This window comes from Mycobacterium sp. IDUB_39 (assembly GCF_055419205.1).
In genome coordinates, this window is sequence record NZ_JBVAXF010000011.1 from 1 (window position 1) to 17,325 (window position 17,325).

Below are 17,325 nucleotides of genomic sequence, written 5' to 3' on the forward strand. Positions count from 1 at the left end.
ACCATCACCATGACTGTCAGCGATGTCCCGAGACATATGTGTCAACGATGTCCCGAGACACCACAGTTCGCTGAGCGACGGTTTGCGCGCCAAAATCACTTGGCTCACCCGTGAATGGGTGTCCAGCCGAGTTCGGCCCTGGCCTTCGCGTTCGACAGCGGCAGCCACGTCTTGCCGAACGCCGTCGCCGGATACGAGGCGACCAGCCCGACGAGCTTCGGTGAGATCGGCCACGGCCTCGGCCTGTGCAGTTTCGCGTTGAGTTCGCGGATGTAGTCGCCGAACGATCGCGGCCGGTCGTCGACGATGTTGTAGATCTGGCCATTTCGGCCGTTCTCCACGGCGTCGGCCGTCGCCCTGGCGACGTCATCGATGTGCACCCACGACAGGATTCCCGTACCCGTCATCGCGGGCACCGCCCACCATTTCGCGAGCTTGACGAACAGTTCGTCGTGCGTCACGCCGGGGCCGTAGAACACGCCGTACCGCAACACGATTCCGTCCGCCGCGAGCACTGTCTGCTCCATCTCCCGCAGCGCGGCGAGAAACCCGGCGCCCTTCGGGGGCGGCGGGCCGGGATACGGGTCGGTCTCGTCGATCAGCGCCGGACCGGTGGGGGCGTACCCGTAGGCGAAGATCACCGATTCAGCCACCACCCGGCGAACGCCTGCACGCTGTGCGGCCGCCACCAGGTTCGGTGCACCGATACTCCACAACTTGGTCGCGGGTTCAAAGTCCTTGGCGCGCTTGGGCCCCCAGGCAGGCAGTGTGGTGAGCAGGCTGACCACCGCCTCAGGGGCGATCTCGGCCAGCACCGCGTCGATCTGGGTCGGGTCGAACACGTCGGCAACCACTGGTTTCGCACCTGTGGCGGCGATCTGCGGCGTCTTCGACGCTGACCGGGTCAGGCCCACCACGTCGTGACCGCGGGCAGTCAGCTCACGCAGCAGCGGAATGCCGGGCACGCTCGTCGCTCCCGCCACCAGAATCCGCATCTACTGCGCTCTCTTCCCGGGCTACGTCATTGCGCTCAGCCGGGCTGGCCGTAGACCGCGACAACGACGCTGCGGTCGAGCCGGTTCTCCGACCACACCCCGATCTGAGTGTTGGCGCAGTTCGACATGATCGCCATGTAGTCGGGCCGGTTAAACCACTGGTTCATGATCTCGACACCATTGATGGCGAGCGCGGGGTTGATGGCGACGGTCTCGGCGACCACACCTTTGAAGCCGGCGGCGTTCGCGCGGTCCTGCGTCGTCGAGCCGTCGGATCCGATGTCACCGTCGAGCGCGCGATTGTTCAGGACGTCGTTGGTGTGCCACTGCGCGGCCAACCGCAGCTGCGGGTTGATCTTGAGGTCCGTTTGGCAGCCGGCCTTTTGCTGGATGGTGTAGACGTTGGCGGCGACGCTCTCGTTCAGCCGCTTGTTGTCGGCGGTGGCCGTGGGTGCCGCGATGACCGCACCGCCGATGACGGCCAGTGCGGGCAGGGCGCGGGCACACCGGCGTGCGACATCGCTGGTCTTCATGTTCGGCGACATTACGCGCTGCAGCAGAGCCCGGTGAGCGATCCGGTCTAACCTTCGCCCGCCGATTCCCACCACGGATCGGGCTGTCTTGTCGCCCAGTTGCCGATGGCCTCGAGTTCGGCGGCCAGCGAGACCAACAGGGGTTCGCTGTTCGCTGGACCCATCAACTGCACGCCGATCGGCAGGCCATCGGAGGTGAAACCCGCCGGGATGTTGATCGAGGGCCAGCCCAGCACGTTCCACGGCCACGTCACCGGGCATTCGCGGATCATGGCGCGGTCGGTGGCCAGGCTGCTGCGCCGGTCGTAGGCGTCGACCCGCGGCGGGGGCAGCGCCGTGGTGGGCGCCAGGACCACATCGGCCAGGTTGAAGATCCACCCGATCCGGCGCTGGGCATCGGCCTCGTGCCTGCGGGCCTTGTGCAGCACCCGTTCGGACAGCAGACGGCCGGTCCGCATGTTGCTCGTGGTGCGCACATCCAGGTCGACCAACGGGCCGAGGCGATCGGCCCAGTTCAGCAGACCCGATGTCGAGCGGGACAGGAAGTCCCAGGACATCCGGAGTCCGTAGTTGGGATCGGCTGCCCGCACGGTGTGCCCCAGTTCCCCGAGCTGACCGGCGATCACCTCCATGGCCGACCGGATCTCGGGATGAAGCGTGGCCCGAAAGAACGTGAACGGGAACGCCGTCGACATCGCGACCGTCAACGGGCCGGGTGCCTGGGCGACGTGCTCGGTGGCGCGGATCGGCGGCGGCTGGTGCAGGTCGCCGTCGACGTTGCCCGACGCCGCGTCGAGGACGAGAGCGGCGTCGGTGACCGTGCGGGCCAACACCCCGTTGACGGTGATTCCGTTGAACGCCTCGGGCAGCGGCCAGGTCGAGATGCGTCCGCGCTGCGGCTTGATGCCGACGAGGTGGCTCCAGGCCGCGGGGATGCGAACGCTTCCGGCGCCGTCCGAGCCGATGGCCGCGGTCACCAACCCGGCTGCGACGGCAGCGGCGCTGCCTCCCGACGATCCGCCGGGGGAGTGCTCTGCCGACCATGGGTTTCGGGTGTGACCGAAACCCGGCCCGCTGGTGAACGGCCACTGTCCGAGTTCACACGTGTTGGTCTTGCCGACGATCACAGCGCCCGCCGCCCGCAGGCGGCGCACGACCTCACTGTCGGCGGCGGCGGGAGCCACCGGGCCCGATGTGCCGAACCGGGTGGGAATACCCGCGATGTCGACGTCGTCCTTGACCGCAAGCGGGATGCCCAGCAGCGGAAGGTAGTGCCCGGTCGCCCGTTTGCGATCGGCCTCAACTGCATCGGCGAGGGCCTGTTCGGCCAACACCACCCGGAACGCGTTGAGGCTGTGTTGGCTGGCGGCGATGGCGTCCAGGGAACGTCGTACCAGCTTGACCGACGTCGTCTGGCCGCTGGCGAGTTGATAGAGCTGCTGGGTCAGGGTGGGGAACCGGTTGGAGGAGTTGCGTGTCGGGGAGGGAGTGCGTGGCATGTCGGTTCCGAGAATATCCGGCCCCGCGACGGGCGGGCCTCGGCGGCGTTGTCGCCTTCTGATGGGAGACTGTCCCGATGCGGTTGTACCGAGATCGGGCTGTGGTGCTGCGCCAGCACAAGCTCGGCGAGGCTGACCGGATCGTGACCCTGCTCACCCGGGACCATGGGCTGGTCCGCGCCGTGGCCAAGGGTGTGCGCCGAACCCGGAGCAAGTTCGGGGCCCGGCTGGAGCCGTTCGCGCACATCGACGTCCAACTGCACCCAGGGCGCAATCTCGACATCGTCACGCAGGTGCAGGCCATCGACGCCTTCGCCAGTGACATCGTCAGCGACTATGGCCGCTACACCTGCGGGTGCGCGGTGCTGGAGACCGCCGAGCGGATCGCAGGCGAGGAGCGCGCTCCGGCGCCCGCGTTGCACCGTCTGACGGTCGCGGCGTTGCGTGCGGTGGCCGACGGGGCGCGGGCGCGGGAACTGGTACTCGACGCTTATCTGTTGCGCGCCATGTCGATTGCGGGTTGGGCGCCTTCGCTCGTCGAATGCGCCCGGTGCGCCACCCCGGGCCCACACCGGGCGTTTCATGTCGCCGCGGGCGGCAGTGTCTGCGTGCACTGTCGGCCGTCCGGTTCGGTCACACCGCCCCAGGGCGTCCTGGACCTGATGGCCGCGCTGCACGACGGCGACTGGGAGGCTGCCGAGATCTCGTCGGCATCGCACCGGAGCCAGGCCAGCGGTCTGGTGGCCGCGCACCTGCAGTGGCACCTGGAACGGCAGATGCGAACATTGCCGCTGGTGGAACGCGTCTACCGCGCGGACACCACGGTCGGCGAGAAAAGGGCCGCCCTGGTCAGGCAGGATGAGGCGCATGGCATCCATCCGGGGCAAGGAGACCTTCCCGCAGCTGCCTCCAGCGCCTGACGACTATCCGAGCTTCCCGGACAAGTCCACCTGGCCGGTGGAGTTCCCGCAACTGCCGCCCAACACCAACGGCAGGTTCTCCCGTCCGCCGCAGCACACGTCGAAGGCGGTGGCTCCGCAGATCCCGGCGGGTCAGGTGCCCAACCACGTCGCCGTGGTGATGGACGGCAACGGTCGCTGGGCCACTCAGCGTGGCCTGGGCCGCACCGACGGGCACAAGATGGGCGAGGCGGTGCTCATCGACATCACCTGCGGTGCGATCGAACTGGGTATCAAACACCTCAGCGTGTACGCGTTCTCCACGGAGAACTGGAAGCGCAGCACCGAGGAGGTGCGCTTTCTGATGGGCTTCAACCGGGAGGTGGTGCGCCGCCGCCGGGAGAACCTCGACGCGATGGGCGTGCGGATGCGCTGGGTCGGGTCTCGGCCTCGAATGTGGCGCAGCGTCATCAAGGAGTTCGACATCGCCGAGGACATGACGGTCGACAATGACGTCATCACGGTCAACTACTGCGTGAACTACGGTGGCCGCACCGAGATCGTGGAGGCCGCACAAGAACTCGCGCAGCAGGCGGCGGACGGCAAGATCAATCCAGCCAAGATCACCGAGGCGACATTCGCCAAGCACCTGCACCGCAACGACATTCCCGACGTCGACCTGTTCATCCGGACGTCGGGGGAGCAGCGGGCCAGTAACTTCCTGATCTGGCAGGCCGCCTACGCGGAGTACGTCTTCCAGGACAAGCTCTGGCCCGACTACGACCGGCGCGACTTGTGGGCGGCGTGCGAGGAGTACGTCAACCGCAACCGCAGGTTCGGCAGGGCCTGATGGCGTCCGGCGAGTTGCTCGGGCGCCTCTCGTCGGTGCTCGGCGCGGTGACCACGCTGCTCGAGGAGGACGACGAGGCCATCACCGTCGGTCACGAGGGCACCGTCGCGTCGCTGCGCGTCGTGTTGATCGCCGACGGACTGGAGATGGTGTCGCTGACCCAGCCGTTGGCGTGGGACCTGCCGTTGACCAACAAGCTCCGCGAACGCGTCGGTGGCCACGCGGGCAGGACGATGCTGGGCACCGTGGTGCTTGTCGAGAAGCTCGTCGAATCACCGGTGAACGGATCCTCGACCAAGTCGGCGACGGGGCGGTCGTCGGCCAAGAAGGTCGCCGACGTCTTGCTGCGCTACAACTTTCCGGCTGCGGGGCTCGGCGACGATGCGCTGCGCACCCTGGTGATGATGGTGCTCTCGGCCGGCGCGGAAGTCCGGGCGGACCTCACCGGCTGACGCCTACGCCGAGACGCACTCGCCGCACACACCGAAGATCTCAATGGTGTGGGTGACATCGGTGAAGCCGTGCTCGCTGGCGACGTCGGCGGCCCACTTCTCGGCGGCCCCGCCCTCCACCTCGATGGTGGTTCCGCACGCGCGGCACACCAGGTGATGGTGGTGATGTGCCGAGCACCGTCGGTACACCGACTCTCCGGTGTCGGTACGCAGGGTGTCGACCGCTCCTGCCGCGGCCAACGACTGCAGCGACCGGTACACGGTGGTGAGACCGATGACCTCGCCGCGGCGGCGCAGTTCGTCATGCAGCTCCTGCGCGGAGCGAAACTCCTCCACGCTCTCCAGCAGGGCGGCGATCGCTGCGCGCTGTTTGGTGGCGCGGACCGCGACCTTGGTCGACTCGTTGGCCGGCTTCTCCACGGTCCCCGTCACCGGTGGTCCTCGGCGGAGTGTGCGACGGCGGCGAGCACGATCTCGCACAGGTGGTGGTCCACCAGCCGGTAGTGCACCTCGCGCCCGGACCGCTCACCCGAGACCACACCGGCTGACTTGAGGATCCGCAGGTGCTGGCTGACCAGCGGTTGGGGCACCCCGAGCGCGTCGACCAGCTCGTGCACGCAGCGCGGGGACGCGTGCAGTTGCAGCACGATCGCGATGCGAACGGGCGCCGCGAGGGCGCGCAGCAGTTCACCCGCGGAGTCGAGGACCTCACGGGCGGGCAGCTCGACTGCGGGGATGCCGTCGTGCTCGTGGGGGTCGTGCGGCTGATCGGCCCGACCGGCTAAACTGGAAACCGTTTTCATTAGTAGTGAGGATACATGCGCGATAGTGCATGTCAACGTGTACGTCAATCCAGTGGCGCGGCGCGAGGGACTTTGGCACGTGACTACGCTGTGCACCCGTGGCATCCATCATCGACACCGTTGCGAACCTGGCGAAACGTCGTGGGCTGGTCTTTCAGTCCGGTGAGATCTACGGCGGCACCAAGTCGGCGTGGGACTACGGTCCGCTGGGCGTGGAGCTCAAGGAGAACATCAAGCGGCAGTGGTGGCGTGCGATCGTCACCGGCCGTGACGACGTCGTCGGCCTCGACAGCGCGGTCATCCTGCCGCGTGAGGTGTGGGTGGCCTCCGAACACGTCAAGACCTTCAACGACCCGCTCGTGGAGTGCCTGAACTGCCACAAGCGGCATCGGCAGGACCACATGCAGGAGGCGTACGCGGCCAAGAAGGGGCTCGACGACCCGGACGCCGTTCCGATGGCGGAGATCGCGTGCCCGGACTGCGGCACCAAGGGGCAGTGGACCGAGCCACGCGACTTCAACATGATGCTCAAGACCCACCTCGGTCCGATCGAGACCGAGGAGGGCATGCACTACCTCCGGCCGGAGACTGCGCAGGGCATCTTCGTCAACTTCGCCAATGTGGTGACGACCGCACGCAAGAAGCCCCCGTTCGGAATTGCCCAGACGGGCAAGAGCTTCCGTAACGAGATCACCCCGGGCAACTTCATCTTCCGGACCCGCGAGTTCGAGCAGATGGAGATGGAGTTCTTCGTCGAGCCGTCCACCGCGCCGGAGTGGCACCAGTACTGGATCGACACCCGCCTGCAGTGGTACGTCGATCTCGGTATCGACCCCGAGAACCTGCGGCTCTTCGAGCACCCCAAGGACAAGCTGTCGCACTACAGCACCCGCACGGTCGATATCGAGTACAAGTTCGGATTCCAGGGCAACCCGTGGGGTGAGCTCGAGGGCGTGGCCAACCGCACTGACTTCGACTTGTCGCAGCACTCAAAGCATTCCGGAGTGGACCTGTCGTTCTACGACCAGGCCACCGAGGCCCGGTTCGTGCCCTACGTCATCGAGCCGGCAGCCGGCCTGACGCGCTCGCTGATGGCGTTCCTGGTCGACGCCTACACCGAGGACGAGGCGCCCAACGCCAAGGGCGGCGTGGACAAGCGCACGGTGCTCAAGCTCGACCCGCGGCTGGCCCCGGTCAAGGCGGCGGTGCTGCCGCTGTCGCGGCATGCGGATCTGTCGCCCAAGGCCCGCGACCTGGCCGCCGAACTGCGCACGTCCTGGAACGTCGAGTTCGACGACGCGGGTGCGATCGGTCGTCGGTACCGACGTCAGGACGAGATCGGCACCCCGTTCTGCGTGACGCTGGACTTCGACTCGCTCGACGATCACGCGGTCACCGTTCGCGAACGTGACGCGATGACACAGGAGCGCGTGGCGATCGACGCCGTGTCCGATTACCTGGCGGTGCGCCTCAAGGGCTGCTGACCCCCTTCCGCTGACCCACTTCCGCGAGCGCGCGTGTTTGCGGGCGACACGCCGTCTGGAAATCGGACTTTGCGCGCTCTCGCGCTCGGTCGATCTGTCCACAGACGGGCCGTCATCCACAAATTGGGCCAGAGGTCTGTTGCGGACGGTCGTCCGGCTGGAACATCCGACATGTGGATGATGCGGTGCAAGCGGTACTCGACGCCCACGGTGGCGTGGCGACGTCGGGTCAGCTACGGGATGTGTTGAGCCGAAGCCAACTCGACACCAGGATCGCACGCGGCGATCTGATCAAGGTGTGGACCGGCGTCTACGCCAGTGCTGAGCCCGATACGAAGACCCGGCTTCGTGGCCTCGACCTTCGTGCGGGCGCGTCTGTCGCCATCTGCCTTGGTACCGCGGCGGCGGCGCACGGATTCGACACCGAGGAGGACGACGACCTCCACGTCCTCACTCCGCCTCGACATCTGTTGCGCGACTCGGACGGCTTGAAGGTGCACCGCCGAGACGGGGCGCCGCTGGTGATGGTTGACGGTCGGCGGGCCACCTCGCCGGCATGGACCGCGGTCGAGGTGGCCCGCAGTCTTAGGCGACCACGGGCCCTGGCCACCTTGGATGCAGCGCTGCGCAGTCGGACGTGTGTTCGGCAGGACATGCACATGGCTGCTGTCGAACAGTTCCGACGTCGAGGGATCGTCCATGTCCGTGAACTCATCCCGCTCGCCGACGCGCTCGCCGAGTCGCCGATGGAGAGCGAGGCGCGACTGATGATGCTTGATGGTGGCTTACCCTCGCCCGCATTGCAATACGAGGTGATCGACGCGGACGGCCGGCTGTGGCGGCTGGACTTCGCCTGGCCAGGTGTCAAGGTCGCCGTCGAGTACGACGGCTTCGATTGGCATAGCGATCCCGTCGCCTTCCGGCGCGACCGGCTGAAGCGCGCCGCTCTGCTCGAGATGGGATGGTCTGTCATATCGATCGTGTTCGACGATGTCAGGCGGCGGCCCTGCGAGACGGTGCGTCGGATCGAGACCGAGTTGAACCGCTCGCATGCGGCATGAGCGCGCGCAGAGTTCGATCTAGGCTCGGCGTGTCGCCCGCAAACACGCGCGCTCGCGGGGGAGTTGGAACCTAGAAGCGGCCGCCGCCGCCGCTGAAACCACCACCGCCCGAGCCGCCGAATGTCGTTGAACTCCAGCCGCCTCCGGCGCTGCCGCCGAGCCCGCCGCCCAGGGCACCCGACAGGATGTTGCCGATGATGATGCCGCCGAGGATCGCTCCGGAGTTCCCGCCACCACCACCGCCGCGGTAGTTGGAGTACGCACGCTGCGCATTGCTGACGTCGGTGTGCGCCAGGGTCTGCGCCTGTTCGGCCAGCATCGCCGCACCGTTGGCGTGCGCGATGGCCTCGGCCAGGTCACTCGTCCGCTTGGACTGCGCGGCCCCGAGCTGACGGACCGCCTCCGACAGCCGGGTGCGCGCCTCCGGGCCGACGCTGCCGCGGCGGGTGTCGATGAAGTCGGTCACCGCCCGCACCCGCGACTGCGCGCTGAACAGCGCCTGGTCGAATGCGCGGCTCATGCGCTCCGCGGTCTCGCGCTCCTCGGTGATGGTGGCCAGCAGTCGATCCAGGTCGGCGTCGGCCTGCGTCAACTGTGTGAAGGCGCCCAGCGGGTCGGCGCTGCCGCCACTCTGCGCGACCGCCACTGCCGCGGCGGCCGCGTCACGGGCGGTGCGCAGCTCGTCGGCCCGGGGCGTGCCAGGTTGTGCGAGCAGTTCACCCGCCTGCTTGACGCCGTTCTGAATGTCGGCGATCGCGGCGGGCAGGCCCGCGACCGCACGATTGATATCGGTGGAGGCGCTGTCGATCGCGTCGAGCATCGTGCGCGCCTGACCCAGCGCGGACTCCGCGGCCCGGATGGAGTCGACCAGACCGCTCTGGCTTCCGGCGGGCCGGGAGACAAGCGTCCTGGCATTGGTGATGTTCTGATCGGCGAACGTCAGTCGCTGGCTTGCCGTTTCGACGTTCCCGGAGACCGAGGTCAGGGCGGTCTCGGAGAACTGCGCTCCCAGCGCGGCCAAGGTCTGGCGTGCCGGTTCGATTCGCGCGGTGAGATCCACCATCTGCTGGGTCAGGCTGTCGAGGCGGCTGGGCGCATTGATGACCAGATCTCGAAGTCCCTGGAAGGCATCGCGTTGGGCGTCGAGTTCGCGGTCAGCCTTGGCCGCGGCCACCACGACGCGCGTGAGCAGGTCGCGGCGCTCCGCGGGCGTCTCGGGGACGGCGTCGTCGAGGATCTGACGCACGTTGAACGCCTGGGTCAGCGTCTTCTTGGCGGCGGCGACCGCCGCGCTGAAGGGTGCGGTGTCCTTCTCGCCGAATTCCTCGACGGCCAGGACCAGTTCGTTGTCGCTGGTTCGGACGGCATTGTCGACGTCGACCACGATCGAGCGGGAGAGATCGTCGAGCGCGTCGAGCGAGAGCGCCGCCAACGCGGCGGGGTCGGCCGGGTTGACGCGTTGTGCCGCCGCGAACTCGGCCGCGCGGCGCTTGCGTCGCCGCCAGCTCCGCCACCACAGCAGCAGCGCAACGGCGATGACGATCACGGCGAGGATCGCGAGCATGCCCACCCAGGTGATCTCGCTGCCGCCCGAGCTGGTGGCGTTGAGGCCGGTTGCCGCGGCGACCGCCGCCCCGGCCCAGTCGCCGCGCCGCAACGCCGGCTCGACCTCGTTGCGGCGCAGCGTGTCGACGTCGATGCTGCCCGCCGCGGCCTTGGGCACCAGCAGTGCGTAGGCACGGTCGGTGGTGGCCACCGCCAGGATGGCGTCCTCATTCTGGAAGTCACTGATCCGCATGGTGTTTCGCGCCCAGGTGTCAGCACTCTGGCCTGAGAACGAGTCCACGTAGACCACCCACAGTCGAACGCGGCGCTGCGCGTAGAGATCCTCGACCGCGGTCTGCACCGCCGAGGACTGGGCGCGGTCGAGCACCCCGGCGTTGTCGGTGACGTAGTTGGACAGCCGCAGCGGCGGGTCGGCCCAGGCGGTTGGGGCAGTGGGCACCAGCAGAGCTGCGGCGAGCACCGCGAGCACCAGGCTGAAAAGGCGGGTCACCCGAAGTCTCCTGCGCATGATCGTCAATCTAGTGGTCGGCACGGCCCGGGCACCCGAGACCGAACAACGGTGCTGGCAGACTGTGCGTCAGTGACTACCACCAGCGACATCTACGACGACTTCGACCGGCAGCGCCTGGTGGTCGAGGCGCCCAAGGCTGCGGCACTGGCGGGTACCGACAGCGAGCACCGCACCGATTTCGCCAGAGACCGGGCCCGGGTGCTGCACTGTGCCGCGCTACGCAGGCTCGCCGACAAGACGCAGGTGGTCGGGCCACGGGAGGGCGACACCCCGCGCACCCGGCTCACCCACTCCCTGGAGGTGGCCCAGATCGGCCGCGGGATGGCCGTCGGTCTGGGCTGCGATCCGGATCTTGTCGACCTGGCCGGGCTGGCCCACGACATCGGCCACCCGCCGTACGGGCACAACGGGGAACGCGCGCTAGATGAGATCGCGAAGGCCTTCGGTGGTTTCGAGGGCAACGCGCAGAACTTCCGGATTCTGACCCGACTGGAGCCCAAAGTCCTTGACGACGAGGGGCGTTCCGCGGGCCTGAATCTGACCAGGGCATCACTCGACGCGGTGACGAAGTATCCGTGGGTACGCGGCGACCGCAAGAAGTTCGGGTTCTATGACGACGACGCCGACGGGGCCGCCTGGGTGCGCGACGGCGCGCCCGCCGAACGGCCGTGCCTGGAAGCCCAGGTGATGGACTGGGCCGATGACGTCGCCTACTCGGTGCACGATGTCGAGGACGGTGTGATCTCCGGGCGCATCGACCTGCGGGTGCTGGCCGACACCGCCGAGGCCACCTCGCTGGCCCGTCTCGGCACCAAGTCCTTCCCGGCGGTGCGCCACGACGATCTGCTCGAGGCCGCACAGCGGCTGTCGCAGATACCGGTGGTGGCGGCGGTGGGCAAGTATGACGGCACCATCGCGGCGTCCGTCGCGCTCAAGCGGCTGACGAGTGAACTCGTCGGCCGGTTCGCCAATGCGGCGATCACCGCGACCCGCGCCGTGGCCGGTGGCCGCCCGCTGAAGCGCTTCGACACCGACCTCGCGGTGCCTGCGCTGGTGCGCGCCGAGGTCGCGGTGCTCAAGATGCTGGCCCTGCAATTCATCATGTCCGACCACCAGCACCTGCAGGTCCAGGCGGACCAGCGGACCCTCGTGCACGAGGTCGCCCTGGCCTTGTGGGCGCAGGCGCCGAGCAGTCTGGACCCGCAGTTCGCGCCGGAGTTCGTCGCGGCCGCCGACGACGGAGCCCGGCTGCGGGTGGTGATCGACCAGATCGCGTCCTACACCGAGGGGCGGTTGGAACGAGTGCACGAGGCGCGCTCGCCCCGGCCCCTAGACTGAGCCGATGGTCGGTTCGACGGGTAGGAGCGAAGCGACACGGGGTGGTCGAATCCCCGATCGCGATATCGCGGCCATACGTGAACGCATTCGCATCGAGGACATCGTCGGTGACTACGTTCAGCTGCGCCGCGCCGGCGTCGATTCGATGAAGGGCCTGTGCCCATTCCACGACGAGAAGTCCCCGTCCTTCCACGTCCGGCCCAACCACGGCCACTTCCACTGCTTCGGGTGCGGTGAGGGTGGCGACGTCTACGCCTTCCTGCAGAAGATCGAGCACGTCACCTTCGTCGAGTCGGTGGAATTGCTGGCCGACCGCATCGGCTACACCGTCACCTACACCGGCGGGTCGACCACCAACGTCCAGCGCGACCGCGGCAGTCGCAGTCGGCTGATCGCCGCCAACGCCGCCGCGCAGGAGTTCTACGCCGAGGCACTCAAGTCGGATGAGGCCGCCGCGGCGCGGCAGTACCTGCTGGACCGCAACTTCGACGCCGAGGCGGCCGCCCGGTTCGGGTGCGGGTTCGCCCCGTCCGGGTGGGACACGTTGACCAAGCATCTGCTGCGCAAGGGATTCGAGTTCAAGGAGCTCGAGGCGGCGGGGCTGTCGCGCGAGGGCAAGCGCGGGCCGATGGATCGCTTCCACCGCCGCCTGCTGTGGCCGATCCGGGTGTCGGCCGGTGAGGTGATCGGGTTCGGGGCGCGTCGGTTGTTCGACGACGATCACATGGAGGCCAAGTACGTCAACACACCGGAGACGGTGTTGTACAAGAAGTCGAACGTGCTGTTCGGTCTTGACCTGGCCAAGCGTGACATCGCCCGCGGGCACCAGGCGGTGGTCGTGGAGGGCTACACCGACGTCATGGCGATGCACCTGTCCGGTGTGACGACGGCGGTGGCGTCCTGCGGTACCGCCTTCGGTGACGAGCATCTCTCGATGCTTCGGCGACTCATGATGGACGACAACTTCTTTCGCGGCGAGCTGATCTACGTCTTTGACGGCGACGCGGCGGGCCGTGCGGCTGCGGTCAAGGCGTTCGAGGGCGAGCAGAACCTCGCCGGGCAGTCGTTCGTCGCGGTGGCCGACGACGGTATGGACCCGTGCGACCTGCGACTGCGATCGGGCGAGGGTGCCCTGCGCGATCTGGTCGCGAGGCGAACACCGCTGTTCGAGTTCGCCATTCGCACCGCTCTCGGTGAGCACGACCTCGACAGCGCCGAGGGGCGCGTGGCCGCACTGCGCCGCTGCGTGCCGATCGTCGCCAAGATCAAGGACTCCTCGCTGCGCGACGAGTACGCGCGACAACTCGCCGGCTGGGTCGGCTGGGATGACGTCGGTCAGGTTCTCGGCCGGGTGCGCGAGGAGGCCGGCCGCGGTGGGGGACGGCAGGCGGGCCGGCGGCCCTCGGCGGCCCAAAACGCGTCCGCCGTTGCGCGTGCCGTACCGCCGCCGGTGTCACGCCCGGACCCCCGCGACCCCACGCTGTGGACGCAGCGCGAGTCACTCAAGGGCGCGCTGCAGTATCCGGCCATCGCCGGACCCGTGTTCGACGCGTTGACCACCGAGAGCTTCGCGCATCCGGCCTACCTCGGCGTGCACGCGGCGATCGTCGCGGCGGGCGGAACCTCAGCGGGGCTGTCGGGCGCGGACTGGATCGAGGCCGTGCGCGCGAAGGTGCCATCGGTCGAGGCGGCCAACCTGGTCAACGAGTTGAGCGCTGAGTCCATCAACGTCGTCGACGACGAGCGGCTACCGCGCTACATCGGGGCAGTGCTGGCCCGGCAGCAGGAGGTCTGGGTCGGCAGGCAGATCGCCGAGATGAAGTCCAAGCTGCAGAGGATGTCGTCGGTGGACCACAGCGATGAGTATCACGCCCTGTACGGCGACCTGATCGCACTCGAGACGTACCGCAAGAGCCTGATCGAGCGTGCGAGCGGCGACGACCTCACTGCGTGAGCAGAGCATTCGCGCTATGGTGAGGGCGCTGTCTCAGCACGTCGACCCATCTGGAGGGCCCACCCCATGACCATCCGAGCACACCGTCTCGTCGCCGCCGGCTCGCTGGCCGTCGCCGCCCTGGCCGCTCCGATCGCCATTGCGCTGACCAGCACCGACGCCTCCGGAGCCATTGCCGGCCCCAGGTGCCTGTCCCACGTTGGCAACATCGAGGACGGCGTGTGCGCCGGATACTCCAGCGGTAACGGCATCAACGTGGGCACCCCTGAGATCGGCGTGTACGGACCCAACAGTGGTGCCGCCAACGGTCGCGGCGGCGGCATCGGCGTCACCACCGGCCCCCTGCTGCCGGGCCAGACCTGGACCATGCCGATCGGCTAGCGGTCTGCGGCCGTTTCCGGCCGCAACACCGAGGTCGTGGCGTCAATGGGCGTTAACTTCACCAAGTGCGGATCGGGTGACACCCGGTCCGCTACCTTGCGTCGCCCTGCGTCGATCAACGCCTTGGTTCGCGGGCTCTCCGTGACGGCACGGTAGGTGCCCGCAATCTGCTCATAACGTTGTCTGCCGGCCTTGCTGCCCAGCACGTAGCCGACTGCCAGGACGGCGGCGAAGCGGATCACAGGAGTCCTCCATCGAGACGGTGCATCGCCTCCATCCTGCCTCACCCGAGGCGAGTGCGGCGGGATGGTGTTGGGCCGCGCGCGGATAGCCCCGGTCACTGGGCGGTCGCCTGCCCGGTTCCAGAGTTTCGGCCCGCATGCGCTAGAGTCATGCCTCGGTTCGCGGGCAGGTTTTCGCGCACCAGACGGGCAATCCCCTGTAGCTCAATTGGCAGAGCTTCCGACTGTTAATCGGACGGTTCCTGGTTCGAGTCCAGGCGGGGGAGCCACCCGTAAACTCGCGTTCATGCGAGCATTCGCGGCCGCGGTCATGATCCCGATGGCCTCCGTCTTCATCCTGGTCGCCGCCGGCTGCGGCTGGAGCCCATCGAGCGGGAACCAGGCGCAGCCCAACACCTGCACGGCCGAGCAGGGACCGTCGACTGACACCGTCAATGCCGAGATCGCCAAGCTCTCCGGCGGTCAGCAATGGCGGGAGTCGGCGCGGGGCAACACCACCGACTGCCGCCTGTACTGGGTGCAGGTCGCCTCGGCTGCGCCCGCCTCCGATGCGCCGGGCCAGGTGCTGTTCTTCGACGGTGGCACGCCGATCGGCACGCCGACGCCCGACCCGCGGCCCTACATCGCAGTGGTGAACTCCAGTCCTGACACCGTGACGGTCCAGTACCAGTGGCGCCAGGGCGCGGACAAGGCGTGCTGCCCGACGGGTATCGGGACCGTGCGCTTCCAGCTGGCTGACGACGGGCTGAAGGCGCTCGACCCGATTCCCGGGCCGCAGCCCTAGTCGGCGTCCTGCTGCTCGCCCTCGTCGGCGTCTGGGATGTGTTCTGGGTGCAGCATCTCGGCGTAGCGGAGTTGCTCGGGAATCCCGAACCCGTCGACCAGTAGTTCGGCGTGCGGGCGCAGCTTGCGGCACCGGTCGTTGATGCCGCGGGTGACGGCCTTCGCGCGCTCGGTGGACAGGAAGCGGTGCTCGACGAACCAGGCCTTGTCGGCCTCGATCACCGTCAGCGCGTACAGATCGCACACCAGGCCGAGGATCTCGCGGGCCTTCGCGTCCTCACAGGCGTCGATACCGGCGACGAACGCCTCCAGGACTATCCGGTCGATGTGTGCCTGGGCGGCGTGCAACACGTGGTCCTGTACGGCGTTGAACGCATCGAACGGGGACATCTCCTTGGACTTGCCCTGAAGGCGGCGGGCCACGGAGGCGATCATGTACTCCTCGCGGTCCTCGAACATCTTGACCTGCGTGCCGCGGTTGAAGAGGCTGCCCTCCTCCTCGTTGTCCTCGCGGGTGTCGATGATCGTCTGCATGATCGTCTGCGCCGCGGTCCGCTTCATCACCCGCTCGCCTGCGAAGTTCGCCGCGAAGCGCACCCACTCGACCGGGCTCATGCCCTTGACGTCGTCGGCGTAGGCCGTGAGCAGTTCCTTGGCCACCAGCTGGGTGAGCACGTGGTTGTCGCCCTCGAACGTGGTGAACACGTCGGTGTCGGCCTTCAATGCGATCAGCCGGTTCTCGGCGAGATAACCTGCGCCGCCGCACGCTTCGCGAGCCTCCTGAATGGCGCGTGTCGCATGCCAGGTGTTGGCGGCCTTCAGCCCCGCGGCGCGGGATTCCAGCTCCCGCTGCTCCTCGGCGTCAGGGCTGTCCGACGTCTGCAGTTCGTGGCACTTGGCGACGAGCTCATTCTGCGCGAACTGCAGTGCGTAGGACTGCGCGACAAGGGGGAACAGGCGGCGCTGATGCACCAGGTAGTCCATGATCAGCACCTCACTCTCATCTCCGGGTGCTTCGAACTGCCTGCGCTCCAACGCATATCGGACCGCGATGTCGAGGGCGACGCGGGCGGCCGCGGCCGCGCTGCCGCCGACGGTGACCCGCCCCCGGATCAGGGTGCCGAGCATGGTGAAGAACCTGCGGTTGGGGTTCTCGATGGGTGAGGTGTAGGTGCCGTCCTCGGCGACGTCGGCGTACTTGTTGAGCAGGTTCTCCCGCGGGACACGCACCTGGTCGAACTGGATGCGGCCGTTGTCGACACCGGGGAGGCCGCCCTTGTAGTGACAGTCCGATGTCGTCACGCCGGGCAGGTCGTTGCCCTCGTCGTCGCGGATCGGCACCACCAGGCAGTGCACGCCGTGCACCACGGGGTTACCGTCCTCGTGGGTGATCAGCTGTGCGAACACGGCTGCCACGCGGGCGGTTTCGGCCGCGCCGCCGATGTAGTCCTTGCGCGATGTCCGGGTGGGGGAGTCGATGACGAACTCGCACGTGGCCGGATCGTAGGTGGCGGTGGTCTCCAATGACTGGACGTCGCTGCCGTGCCCGGTCTCGGTCATGGCGAAGCAGCCCAGCAGTTCCAGGTTGATGATCTTCTTCACATAGGCCTGGTGATGACGTTCGGTGCCGAGGTTCTCGATGGCGCCGCCGAACAGACCCCACTGCACGCCGGCCTTCACCATGAGCGACAGGTCCGACATCGCGAGCATCTCGATCTGGGTCACCGCGGCGCCCACGTCGCCGTTGCCGCCGTGCTCCTTCTTGAAGCCGTCCTCCGCCGCACCCCTGGCGGCCATGATCTTCAGTTGCTCGGCCACCTTGGTCCGGGCGATGACGGTGTTGGGTGTGTAGTGCGGGCGGAAGATCTCGGTGGAGAGTTCTTGGCGCACGCGGTTCTTCACATCACGCCAGCGTCCGTCCAGCGTGTTCCGGAGATGATCGGCAGTCGTCGTCATACCTCGACGGTAGCCCGC

17 protein-coding genes and 1 tRNA gene are annotated in these 17,325 nt (G+C 67.9%); 10 read left to right on the top strand and 8 right to left on the bottom strand.

Translation table 11 applies throughout. The features are described from left to right. Positions 1–104 precede the first annotated feature (104 nt). The 3 genes from ACZY0X_RS28855 to ACZY0X_RS28865 are packed head-to-tail and all read right to left on the bottom strand — an operon-like array spanning position 105 to position 3,027. Entirely contained in the window at positions 105–995 is an 891-nt protein-coding gene (locus tag ACZY0X_RS28855) for an NAD-dependent epimerase/dehydratase family protein (protein WP_463775294.1), read from the bottom strand. Positions 996–1,030: 35 nt separating this feature from the next. Continuing rightward, on the bottom strand, positions 1,031–1,528 hold the full coding sequence (locus ACZY0X_RS28860) for a CAP domain-containing protein (protein WP_463775295.1): 498 nt from the start codon (positions 1,526–1,528) through the stop codon (positions 1,031–1,033). Positions 1,529–1,575: 47 nt separating this feature from the next. Then, the gene (locus tag ACZY0X_RS28865; RefSeq protein WP_463775296.1) at positions 1,576–3,027 is read right to left on the bottom strand and encodes an amidase; all 1,452 of its coding nucleotides are present in this window, start codon (positions 3,025–3,027) and stop codon (positions 1,576–1,578) included. 77 nt (positions 3,028–3,104) lie between these two features. Between ACZY0X_RS28865 and recO the strand changes: the two genes are divergently transcribed. The 3 genes from recO to ACZY0X_RS28880 are packed head-to-tail and all read left to right on the top strand — an operon-like array spanning position 3,105 to position 5,228. After that, positions 3,105–3,947, top strand: a complete 843-nt coding sequence (recO, locus tag ACZY0X_RS28870; RefSeq protein WP_463775298.1) for a DNA repair protein RecO — start codon at positions 3,105–3,107, stop codon at positions 3,945–3,947. Then, the gene (locus ACZY0X_RS28875; protein ID WP_463775299.1) at positions 3,895–4,776 is read left to right on the top strand and encodes a decaprenyl diphosphate synthase; all 882 of its coding nucleotides are present in this window, start codon (positions 3,895–3,897) and stop codon (positions 4,774–4,776) included. Before recO ends, ACZY0X_RS28875 begins: the two co-directional genes overlap by 53 nt. After that, positions 4,776–5,228, top strand: a complete 453-nt coding sequence (locus tag ACZY0X_RS28880; protein WP_463775300.1) for a hypothetical protein — start codon at positions 4,776–4,778, stop codon at positions 5,226–5,228. The genes ACZY0X_RS28875 and ACZY0X_RS28880 overlap by 1 nt, the downstream gene beginning before the upstream one ends. A 3-nt stretch (positions 5,229–5,231) precedes the next feature. Here the strand turns inward: ACZY0X_RS28880 and ACZY0X_RS28885 are convergent, their stop codons facing one another. Both ACZY0X_RS28885 and ACZY0X_RS28890 read right to left on the bottom strand, forming a co-directional pair. Beyond that, positions 5,232–5,660 (bottom strand): Fur family transcriptional regulator, encoded by a 429-nt coding sequence (locus tag ACZY0X_RS28885; protein WP_463775302.1) that lies wholly within the window; start codon positions 5,658–5,660, stop codon positions 5,232–5,234. Next, complete coding sequence (locus ACZY0X_RS28890; protein WP_463775304.1) at positions 5,657–6,031, bottom strand: ArsR/SmtB family transcription factor; 375 nt, start codon at positions 6,029–6,031, stop codon at positions 5,657–5,659. Before ACZY0X_RS28890 ends, ACZY0X_RS28885 begins: the two co-directional genes overlap by 4 nt. Before the next feature lie 98 nt (positions 6,032–6,129). Between ACZY0X_RS28890 and ACZY0X_RS28895 the strand changes: the two genes are divergently transcribed. Both ACZY0X_RS28895 and ACZY0X_RS28900 read left to right on the top strand, forming a co-directional pair. Beyond that, positions 6,130–7,515 carry a glycine--tRNA ligase gene (locus tag ACZY0X_RS28895; RefSeq protein ID WP_463775305.1) on the top strand — a complete coding sequence of 462 codons (1,386 nt, stop codon included), beginning with the start codon at positions 6,130–6,132 and terminating at the stop codon, positions 7,513–7,515. A gap of 173 nt (positions 7,516–7,688) precedes the next feature. Beyond that, entirely contained in the window at positions 7,689–8,576 is an 888-nt protein-coding gene (locus ACZY0X_RS28900; RefSeq protein ID WP_463775306.1) for a hypothetical protein, read from the top strand. Positions 8,577–8,646: 70 nt separating this feature from the next. On the opposite strand, the gene ACZY0X_RS28905 is transcribed toward ACZY0X_RS28900, so the two are convergent. Beyond that, on the bottom strand, positions 8,647–10,650 hold the full coding sequence (locus ACZY0X_RS28905) for a TPM domain-containing protein (RefSeq protein ID WP_463775307.1): 2,004 nt from the start codon (positions 10,648–10,650) through the stop codon (positions 8,647–8,649). Between the two features lie 72 nt (positions 10,651–10,722). On the opposite strand from ACZY0X_RS28905, the gene ACZY0X_RS28910 reads away from it, so the two are divergent. The 3 genes from ACZY0X_RS28910 to ACZY0X_RS28920 all read left to right on the top strand — a co-directional run bounded on the left by ACZY0X_RS28910 (position 10,723) and on the right by ACZY0X_RS28920 (position 14,326). Then, complete coding sequence (locus ACZY0X_RS28910) at positions 10,723–11,991, top strand: deoxyguanosinetriphosphate triphosphohydrolase (RefSeq protein WP_463775309.1); 1,269 nt, start codon at positions 10,723–10,725, stop codon at positions 11,989–11,991. Between the two features lie 4 nt (positions 11,992–11,995). Then, entirely contained in the window at positions 11,996–13,945 is a 1,950-nt protein-coding gene (dnaG, locus tag ACZY0X_RS28915) for a DNA primase (RefSeq protein WP_463775310.1), read from the top strand. 66 nt (positions 13,946–14,011) lie between these two features. Further along, positions 14,012–14,326 carry a DUF7155 family protein gene (locus tag ACZY0X_RS28920; RefSeq protein ID WP_463775312.1) on the top strand — a complete coding sequence of 105 codons (315 nt, stop codon included), beginning with the start codon at positions 14,012–14,014 and terminating at the stop codon, positions 14,324–14,326. Here the strand turns inward: ACZY0X_RS28920 and ACZY0X_RS28925 are convergent. Continuing rightward, positions 14,323–14,568 carry a hypothetical protein gene (locus ACZY0X_RS28925; protein ID WP_241404519.1) on the bottom strand — a complete coding sequence of 82 codons (246 nt, stop codon included), beginning with the start codon at positions 14,566–14,568 and terminating at the stop codon, positions 14,323–14,325. The two genes, ACZY0X_RS28920 and ACZY0X_RS28925, sit on opposite strands and share 4 nt — an antisense overlap. Before the next feature lie 193 nt (positions 14,569–14,761). Here ACZY0X_RS28925 and ACZY0X_RS28930 point away from each other — a divergent pair. Further along, positions 14,762–14,837, top strand: a tRNA-Asn gene (locus tag ACZY0X_RS28930). A 17-nt stretch (positions 14,838–14,854) separates the two neighbouring features. Beyond that, positions 14,855–15,352, top strand: a complete 498-nt coding sequence (locus tag ACZY0X_RS28935) for an LppP/LprE family lipoprotein (RefSeq protein ID WP_463775314.1) — start codon at positions 14,855–14,857, stop codon at positions 15,350–15,352. Here the strand turns inward: ACZY0X_RS28935 and ACZY0X_RS28940 are convergent. Then, positions 15,349–17,307, bottom strand: coding sequence for an acyl-CoA dehydrogenase family protein (locus ACZY0X_RS28940; protein ID WP_463775315.1), 1,959 nt, complete (start codon positions 17,305–17,307; stop codon positions 15,349–15,351). The two genes, ACZY0X_RS28935 and ACZY0X_RS28940, sit on opposite strands and share 4 nt — an antisense overlap. Positions 17,308–17,325 lie beyond the last annotated feature (18 nt).

What these genes read in the sequence shown, in the direction of transcription:
- ACZY0X_RS28855 (WP_463775294.1), bottom strand. Translation starts at nt 995, where the DNA reads ATGCGGATTCTGGTGGCGGGAGCGACGAGCGTGCCCGGCATTCCGCTG.
- ACZY0X_RS28920 (WP_463775312.1), top strand. Translation starts at nt 14,012, where the DNA reads ATGACCATCCGAGCACACCGTCTCGTCGCCGCCGGCTCGCTGGCCGTC.
- ACZY0X_RS28875 (WP_463775299.1), top strand. Translation starts at nt 3,895, where the DNA reads ATGGCATCCATCCGGGGCAAGGAGACCTTCCCGCAGCTGCCTCCAGCG.
- dnaG (WP_463775310.1), top strand. Translation starts at nt 11,996, where the DNA reads ATGGTCGGTTCGACGGGTAGGAGCGAAGCGACACGGGGTGGTCGAATC.
- ACZY0X_RS28860 (WP_463775295.1), bottom strand. Translation starts at nt 1,528, where the DNA reads ATGAAGACCAGCGATGTCGCACGCCGGTGTGCCCGCGCCCTGCCCGCA.
- ACZY0X_RS28865 (WP_463775296.1), bottom strand. Translation starts at nt 3,027, where the DNA reads ATGCCACGCACTCCCTCCCCGACACGCAACTCCTCCAACCGGTTCCCC.
- ACZY0X_RS28935 (WP_463775314.1), top strand. Translation starts at nt 14,855, where the DNA reads ATGCGAGCATTCGCGGCCGCGGTCATGATCCCGATGGCCTCCGTCTTC.
- ACZY0X_RS28905 (WP_463775307.1), bottom strand. Translation starts at nt 10,650, where the DNA reads ATGCGCAGGAGACTTCGGGTGACCCGCCTTTTCAGCCTGGTGCTCGCG.
- ACZY0X_RS28940 (WP_463775315.1), bottom strand. Translation starts at nt 17,307, where the DNA reads ATGACGACGACTGCCGATCATCTCCGGAACACGCTGGACGGACGCTGG.
- ACZY0X_RS28890 (WP_463775304.1), bottom strand. Translation starts at nt 6,031, where the DNA reads ATGAAAACGGTTTCCAGTTTAGCCGGTCGGGCCGATCAGCCGCACGAC.
- ACZY0X_RS28880 (WP_463775300.1), top strand. Translation starts at nt 4,776, where the DNA reads ATGGCGTCCGGCGAGTTGCTCGGGCGCCTCTCGTCGGTGCTCGGCGCG.
- recO (WP_463775298.1), top strand. Translation starts at nt 3,105, where the DNA reads ATGCGGTTGTACCGAGATCGGGCTGTGGTGCTGCGCCAGCACAAGCTC.